Genomic DNA, 6944 nt, shown 5'->3' on the forward strand with positions numbered 1-6944 from the left:
CGGCAGACGGTCTCCGGCCGCGTACCGGCAGGGGACCGCCCGCGTGATCGCGTACGGGGACGGGGGGTCGCCGGGCGGGACCGCGATACGGCAGCATGTGGCCCATGAGCGACTTCCTGGTGATCGGTGAGTGCGTAGCGGACATCGTCCGGACCCCCGGACAGCCCGATGTGCCGCATCCCGGCGGCAGTCCCGCCAACGTGGCGTACGGGCTGGCCCGCCTCGGCCACGCCACCGCGCTCCTCACGCAGCTCGGCGACGACCCCTCGGGCAAGCTCATCACCGACCACCTGCGGTCGGCGGGCGTACACCTGCTCGCGGACGGCCGGCACGACGTCCGCACGCCGACGGCGGTGGTCACGCTCGACGAACAGGGCGCGGCGCGCTACGACTTCGACATCGCGTGGACGCTCGGGCCCGTCGAGCCGCCTACCGCGCTCCGGCACGTCCACATCGGGTCGATCGCCGCCGTGGCGGAGCCGGGCGCGGCCACCACCGTGGACCTCGCCGCACGGCTGCGCGCGGACGCCACCGTCAGCTACGACCCCAACATCCGGCCGGAGTTGATGGGCACGCACGAGCAGGGTGTCGCCGGAGTCGAGCGGTGCGTGGCGCTGAGCGACCTCGTCAAGGCGAGCGACGAGGATCTGGAGTGGCTGTATCCGGGCGAGCCGGTCGCGGCGGTCGCCGCGCGCTGGCTGGCGGCGGGGCCCGCCGTCGTCTTCGTGACCATGGGCGGGGAGGGCGCCGCCGCCTTCACCCGTGACATCGAGGTGACGGGCGCGCCGGTGCGGACCGAGGTCGCCGACACCGTGGGCGCGGGCGACTCCTTCATGTCCGCGACGCTGGACGCCCTCACCGGCCTCGGCCTCACCGGCGCCGCCGCCCGGCCCGCCCTCGGCGCCCTGGACAAGGCGACCCTCGCCCATGTGCTGCGCCACGCGGGCACCGCCGCCGCGCTCACCGTCTCGCGGCCCGGCGCCAACCCGCCCACGACAGGGGAGTTGCGGGCGGCGCTCGCGTAGGCCACCGGGGCAGCGGAGGTGTGACGCCCAGCGGCCGTGGACCCGATTCGCCCTGGATCGGGCAGCCCGTACGGCCCGGCCGGACGGCGTGCCCCCTATCACCGTGACACCGCGCTCTTCTAGCCTCCCCTTGAAGATCGATCAGCCCACCGAGGGGGGACTTGCGTGGACGCGTCCGCGTACCGCATGGTCGTGTGGACCGAGCAGGACTACGTCACGGCCGCCGCGACGGCCGACCGGCTGGTCGCGGAGTGGCTCACCGACGCCAAGGGTTATCCGGTCACGGCGCTGCACGACGGCCGCAACGAGATAGCCGAGCACGTGACGCTCGACCGCGACACCGATTCGGGGCAGCAGGGCGCGCACAGCCGCTGGCGATTGCGGGAGAGCCCGCCGGCATTGCGGGCGACCTGGCAGTCCACGCTCATCGTCCGGACCGACATGGCCGATCCGGGCCGCACCTGGGTGCAGCTCGATGTCGAGCACCGCCCGGACTCGGCGGAGATACCGCAGATCCGCGCGTCCAAGCCGCGGCTGGCCGACGCGATACTCGACGCCCTGGACACGCACAGCGGCATCGCCGAGATCCGCGCCCGCGCCAGCTTCATCTACGCCGGTGACGTGAAGGAGGTGGTCGAGGAGCTGACCGACCGGGAGCGGCGGCTGCCCATCGTCGTGGCGAGCGTGCCGTACGGGACCGACGCCGACGAGTGGCTGGAGAAGGTCGTGGACCGCGCCTTCACCCAACTCGTGGGCCGCGCGGTGCTGTACGTGCTGACCCGCGAGGCGCAGGCCGCGTTCAACAAGGCGCTCGAACACCATCCGGTCTTCGGCGGCGGCATCCGTACGTACATGCCGCGCGTCGACCCCGCGTGGGCCGCCGACGGGCAGCGGCACCCGGTGATGTCCCGCGCCACGGTCGAGGCCGATCCGGTACGGGCCGCCACCGTGCTGACCGCGCTGCCGCGCAACCAGGCGGCCCGCATGCCGCTCCCCCAGCCGCTGGCCCGCCTGCACGCCCAGCGCCCGCGGCCCCGGTCCACCGAGCACGGCGACGAGATAGCGCGCCTGCGCGCCGACCACGAGAGCCTGATCGCCCTTCTCGACGAGGCGGCGGAGGCCGAGGCCGCCCGCTACAAGCAGGTCCGCGAGCTCCAGCACGACCTCGCCGACGCCAACTGGCTCGCCGAGGAGTTCTACGCCGAGCGCCGCGCCGCCCAACAGCAGGTCCGCGCGCTCCAGTTACGTCTCCAGCAAGTCGGCGCCTACGAGGCCGCCTTCGCCCCCGTCGAGGAGGACGAGAGCGAGGCGCTGCCCGGCAGCTTCACCGAACTCCACGCCCGGCTGCACCAGTTCCCCACCCTGCTCTTCACCGGGGACGCCAAGGTGATGACCGGTCTCGACGACCGTTCCAAGCCCAACTGGGTCAACGTCTGCTGGGAAGCGCTCCAGGCTCTCGAGGACTTCGCCGCCGCCTCCGTGGCCGGCCGCGCCCGCGGCGACTTCCGCTCCTGGTGCCAGGATCTCCCCTCCGGCTGCCACCCCTTCCCCGCGGGCAAGGTCCTGATGAAGGAGTCCGACACCGTCTGGCGCAATCTCTCCTGGCGCAAGGAGCGCACCCTCCCCGTGCCCCGCGCCGTCGATCCCTCCGGCGCGGTCTACATGGAGGCCCATCTGCGGATCGGCGGCGGCAGCACCATCTCCCCGCGGCTGCACTTCTTCGACGACACCGCCAACACCGGTCTGCTCTACATCGGCCACATCGGACCGCACCTCACCAACACCCGCACCTCATAGCGCCGGCAGATGGGCTTCGACGCGGGCGACGGCCTGCGGGGTGCCGGTGAAGAGGTGGGCGTGCATGCCCGCGGTCTCGGCGGCGGCGATATTGGGGGCGTGGTCGTCGATGAACAGGCAGTCCGACGGGCGGACTTCGAGGCGCTCGCAGGTGAGCGCGAAGGCGCGGGGGTCGGGCTTGGAGACGCCGATCTCGTGGGAGTAGACGATCTCGTCGACCAGTGAGTCGAAGCGGTAGCGGGCGGTCTCCCGTTCGCGGGCGCCGACGAAGCTGTTGCTGAGGATGCCGAGGCGGCAGCGGGAGCGCAGGCCGCGGACGTAGTCGATGAGTTCCGTGTTGGGGGCGCCGAGGTATTCGGCCCAGAGGTCGGACATGAAGGACTCGACCTGGCGGGCGTCGAGGCCGAAACGGGCGCCGACCTGGGCGCGTACCTCGGGCTCGGTGATCGCGCCGACCGCGCCGGCCTCCCAGACGTCGTCGAGACGGCGGTCCACGGTGCCCGGCGGGAGGCCGAGGCGCTCGTCCCACCGCTCGATCCAGCCCGTCGGCGGTGTGATCTCCAGGACTCCGCCGATGTCGAGGATGACGCAGCGCTCTGTCGGGGAAGGTCCTGTCGTCTTCATGGAAGGTCCTCTCGTCCGGTTCTGCGGCGTGCGGTACGCCCTGCCCTCACGGTGGGCTCTCACCTGCGGTGAGGGTCAAGGCGGTGACGGAACCCGCGGACCGCCGCCGGGTCCTGGGACCGCGACCAGGCCCGCCGACCGCTGCCGGACCCGCCGTCCGTCTCCCGGCCCGCGGACCGCCGCCGGGTCCGGGGACCGCGACCGCGGTGATTCGCGATAGCTTTCGCAAAAGGCGGACCGGCACGGCGGTACGGCCGCCGGGGGCGCGAGCGCGGGAGAGCAGAGGATGGCGGCGGCGGAACCGGGGCACGAAGCCGACGGCGGCACAGGCGGCGGCACAGACGCGGGCGCGGGGAGCGGCGCGGGCGGCGGAGGCACGACGACGCTCGCCGAGATCGCGCGGCAGGCGGGGGTGTCGGTCTCCACGGTCTCCAAGGTGCTGCACGACCGCTCGGACGTGGCGTCCAGGACCCGCGCCAAGGTCCAGCGGCTGCTGGAGCAGCACGGGTATCTCGCGCGGCACCGCCCCGCGGCGACGGCGCTGGCGGCGGGCGGCCTGATCGACTTCGTGATCAACGAACTGGCCAGCCCGTGGGCGGGCGAGCTGATCCGGGGCGCGGAGGAGTCGCTGCACGCCGAGGGGCTGGGCATGGTGGTGTCGGCGACGCACGGCCGCAGCCGGCTCACCCGGCAGTGGCTGGACTCGCTCGCCACCCGCCGCACGCGCGGCGCGATCCTGGTGCTGCCGGAGCTGACGCCCGCGCAGCACGAGGAGTTGCGCAGGCTCGGCCTGCCCTTCGCGCTGATCGCCCCGGCCGACGAGCCCGCGCCCGGAGTGCCGTGGGTGGGCGCCACGAACTGGCCGGGCGGGCTGGCCGCGACCCGCCATCTCATCGGGCTCGGCCACCGCAGGATCGCCGTCATCAGCGGGCCGCCGGAGCGGCTGGCCTCACGCGCCCGCGTGGACGGCTACCGCTCGGCGCTCGACGAGGCCGGGCTGCCCTTCGACCCGGCGCTCGTCCGCTACGGCGACTTCACCCACGAGCCCGCGCACCGGCACGCCCTGGACCTGCTGGGGCTGCCGGACCCGCCGACCGCGGTCTTCGCGGGCAACGACCAGCAGGCGCTGAGCACCTACCGCGCCGCCGCCGCGCTCGGGCTGCGCGTCCCGGCCGACCTGAGCGTCGTCGGCTTCGACGACCTGCCCTTCGCCGACTGGGTCACCCCGCGGCTGACCACCGTACGCACCCCGCTCGCCGACATGGCCGCGCTCGCCGCCCGGATGGTGCTCCAGCTCCTCGGCGGGGAGCAGCCCGCGTCGACCAGGGTGGAGGTCGCGGGCGAACTGGTCGTCCGCGAGAGCAGCGGGCCGCCGCCCGTACGGTGACCAGGCCGCTGGACCAGGGGCGGGTCAGCGCTGGACCAGGGGCGGGTCAGCCCTGCGCGAGGGCCGGGTCCAGCCAGAACAGCTCCCAGTGGTGGCCGTCCAGGTCGAAGAAGCTCCGGGTGTACATCGGGCTCTCCTGCTCGGTGCGCTTGGCCGCCGTGCCGCCCCCGGCCACGGCCGCCTCCGCGATCCGGTCGACCTGCTCCTTGCTGTCCAGGCCCAGCGCCACGATGGCCTCGGTCGTGGTGGCGGTGTCCGCGATCTCCTTCTCGGTGAAGGTCCGGAAGAAGGGCTCGACCAGCAGCATCGCGTAGATGTCGTCGCTGATCACCATGCAGGTCGCGTTGTCGTCGGTGAACTGCGGGTTGAAGGTGAACCCGGCGGCGGTGAAGAAGGCCACGGAGCGGTCGAGGTCCTTCACGGGGAGGTTGACGAAGATCTTCGTGGACATGGGTGCCTGCCTTACGTTCCGCTGGTCGGTGTCATGGGAAGGTCGTGCGCTTCACCGGGGTAGACCGGTGCGCGGCGCGGAACTCATCGGTACCCGCGGGCCGTCTTCGCCTCACTCCCCGCGCAGCAGGGTGTCCACGGCCCGGCCGAAGACGAGCCGTCCGGTACGCGCCGTGACCGCGTCGAACGCTCCCGGCAGCCGCCACACCCGCAGCTCCTCGCGCCAGCGCACCCACGAGCCGGTATCCGCGCCCGCACCTGTACCGCTGTCGTCCGGCCGTACGTCGATCTCCGCCCAGCCGGTGACGATCCGGCCGGTCTTCTCCAGACGGCAGAATCCGGGGCCGCCGTCGACCGGCGGCTCCCAGCGCACGATCCGCATCGGGTCGTCGAACCCGGCACCGCCGAGCCCGGTCCGCGCCACGAAGGCCGTGCCGACCCCGTCGGGCGGCGGCGTCAGCACGCTGATCCGGGTCAACGGCACGGTGGCGGTGTGCCGTTCCCAGTCGGTCAGCCGCCGCCACGCCTCGGCGACGGGCAGCGGGGTGCGGCGCTCGACCACGAAAGGGGACATAAGGCCAGGGTAGGGCGCGCCGCCGTCAGGACCAGCCGGTACGGGTCCGCAGCCAGTCGAGCGCGACGACGCCCTGGGCGTGCTGGAAGGGGCGCAGTGTCGGCAGGCCGGGCGGCGCGGGCCGCCGCGCGTGGCCGAGCAGGAAGCCGGCGAAGGCGGCCAGCACCGCCGTGACGCCGTCCGGGTCGGCGCCCGCGGCCACCGGGTGCCGGTCGAAGATCTCGGCGGGGGGCGGTCCGCCCTGCATCCCCACGCTGGGCAGCATCAGCAGCAGGTCGAACCAGGGCGCCGCCAGGCAGGCCCACGGCCAGTCCACGACCATGACGCGGCCGTCCGCGGTGAGCAGCAGATTGTCGGCCCGCAGGTCCGCGTGGGCCAGGGTCTTTCCGGCCGCCGCCCGCGCCCATCCGGCCTCCAACACGGCCAGTTCCGCCAGATGGCGTACGGCCCAGGGGTCGAGGCCCGTCAGGTCGTCGGTGCCCGCCGCGTGCTCGGCGGCCAGGGCGCGCCAGCCGTGGAAGTTCTCCGCGTTCGCCTCCGCCACGGGCGGGACCTCCACCGGGGACGGTGTGAGCAGCGTCGCGAGGTCGCCGACCGCGGTCAGGACGCGCTCCAACTCGGCCGCGTCCCACGGCTGTGCGGGCGTGCGGCCCTCGATGTCCTCGAAGAGCAGGACCACCCAGTCGTCCCGCTCGAAGGAGGCCAGCAGGCGCGGGGCCGGGACTTCACGGGGAAGCGCCGCGGCCACCGCGGCCTCCGCCCGGTGGATGCCCGGGCTCTCCGGATTCGCCGCCGAGGTGACGGCCTTGACGAACGCCCTCGTCCCGTCCGTCAGCCGCAGGCGGGCCGCCACGCCCGGCGAGAAGCCGCCGGCCTGCGTCTCCGCCGCCGCGACGCGTGCCCCCAGGCGTACCTCGGCCTCTCCCCGCACCCCCGCGGGCACGTCCCCCCACTCGGCTCGCACACCCTGTGCCCCCACGGCCCCGCTGTCGGTCGTCATCGCCCCATCCTCCCGACCCCCCGGGGCCTGGGGCCACCGCGTTTCGGGAGGCGCGGGTCCTGAGGGGTCGGTCGGTCGCGGCGCGGA

Annotated in this window: 7 protein-coding genes; 3 read left to right on the top strand and 4 right to left on the bottom strand. The window is 73.9% G+C overall.

The features are described 5' to 3' along the window. The first annotated feature begins 104 nt into the window (after positions 1-104). Together ACFY9V_RS12630 and ACFY9V_RS12635 are read left to right on the top strand one after the other, a co-directional pair. Positions 105-1025, top strand: a complete 921-nt coding sequence (locus ACFY9V_RS12630) for a PfkB family carbohydrate kinase (RefSeq protein WP_391161171.1) — start codon at positions 105-107, stop codon at positions 1023-1025. Positions 1026-1190: 165 nt separating this feature from the next. After that, on the top strand, positions 1191-2822 hold the full coding sequence (locus tag ACFY9V_RS12635; protein WP_391161173.1) for a hypothetical protein: 1632 nt from the start codon (positions 1191-1193) through the stop codon (positions 2820-2822). Here ACFY9V_RS12635 and ACFY9V_RS12640 read toward each other — a convergent pair. Further along, on the bottom strand, positions 2817-3446 hold the full coding sequence (locus ACFY9V_RS12640) for an HAD-IA family hydrolase (RefSeq protein WP_391161176.1): 630 nt from the start codon (positions 3444-3446) through the stop codon (positions 2817-2819). The two genes, ACFY9V_RS12635 and ACFY9V_RS12640, sit on opposite strands and share 6 nt — an antisense overlap. A 286-nt stretch (positions 3447-3732) precedes the next feature. Between ACFY9V_RS12640 and ACFY9V_RS12645 the strand changes: the two genes are divergently transcribed. Beyond that, positions 3733-4833 (top strand): substrate-binding domain-containing protein, encoded by a 1101-nt coding sequence (locus ACFY9V_RS12645; protein WP_391161178.1) that lies wholly within the window; start codon positions 3733-3735, stop codon positions 4831-4833. A 46-nt stretch (positions 4834-4879) separates the two neighbouring features. Here ACFY9V_RS12645 and ACFY9V_RS12650 read toward each other — a convergent pair whose 3' ends face one another. The 3 genes from ACFY9V_RS12650 to ACFY9V_RS12660 all read right to left on the bottom strand — a co-directional run bounded on the left by ACFY9V_RS12650 (position 4880) and on the right by ACFY9V_RS12660 (position 6857). Beyond that, on the bottom strand, positions 4880-5284 hold the full coding sequence (locus ACFY9V_RS12650) for a hypothetical protein (RefSeq protein ID WP_355333246.1): 405 nt from the start codon (positions 5282-5284) through the stop codon (positions 4880-4882). A gap of 111 nt (positions 5285-5395) precedes the next feature. Next, positions 5396-5857: an SRPBCC family protein gene (locus ACFY9V_RS12655; protein ID WP_355333247.1), complete on the bottom strand. Its 462-nt coding sequence runs from the start codon at positions 5855-5857 to the stop codon at positions 5396-5398. 25 nt (positions 5858-5882) lie between these two features. Beyond that, a complete protein-coding gene (locus ACFY9V_RS12660) occupies positions 5883-6857 on the bottom strand; it encodes a phosphotransferase (protein WP_391161180.1) in 975 nt (324 codons plus the stop codon). Between the last annotated feature and the right edge of the window lie 87 nt (positions 6858-6944).

The organism is Streptomyces sp. NPDC008317 (assembly GCF_042955955.1).
GTDB lineage: Bacteria > Actinomycetota > Actinomycetes > Streptomycetales > Streptomycetaceae > Actinacidiphila.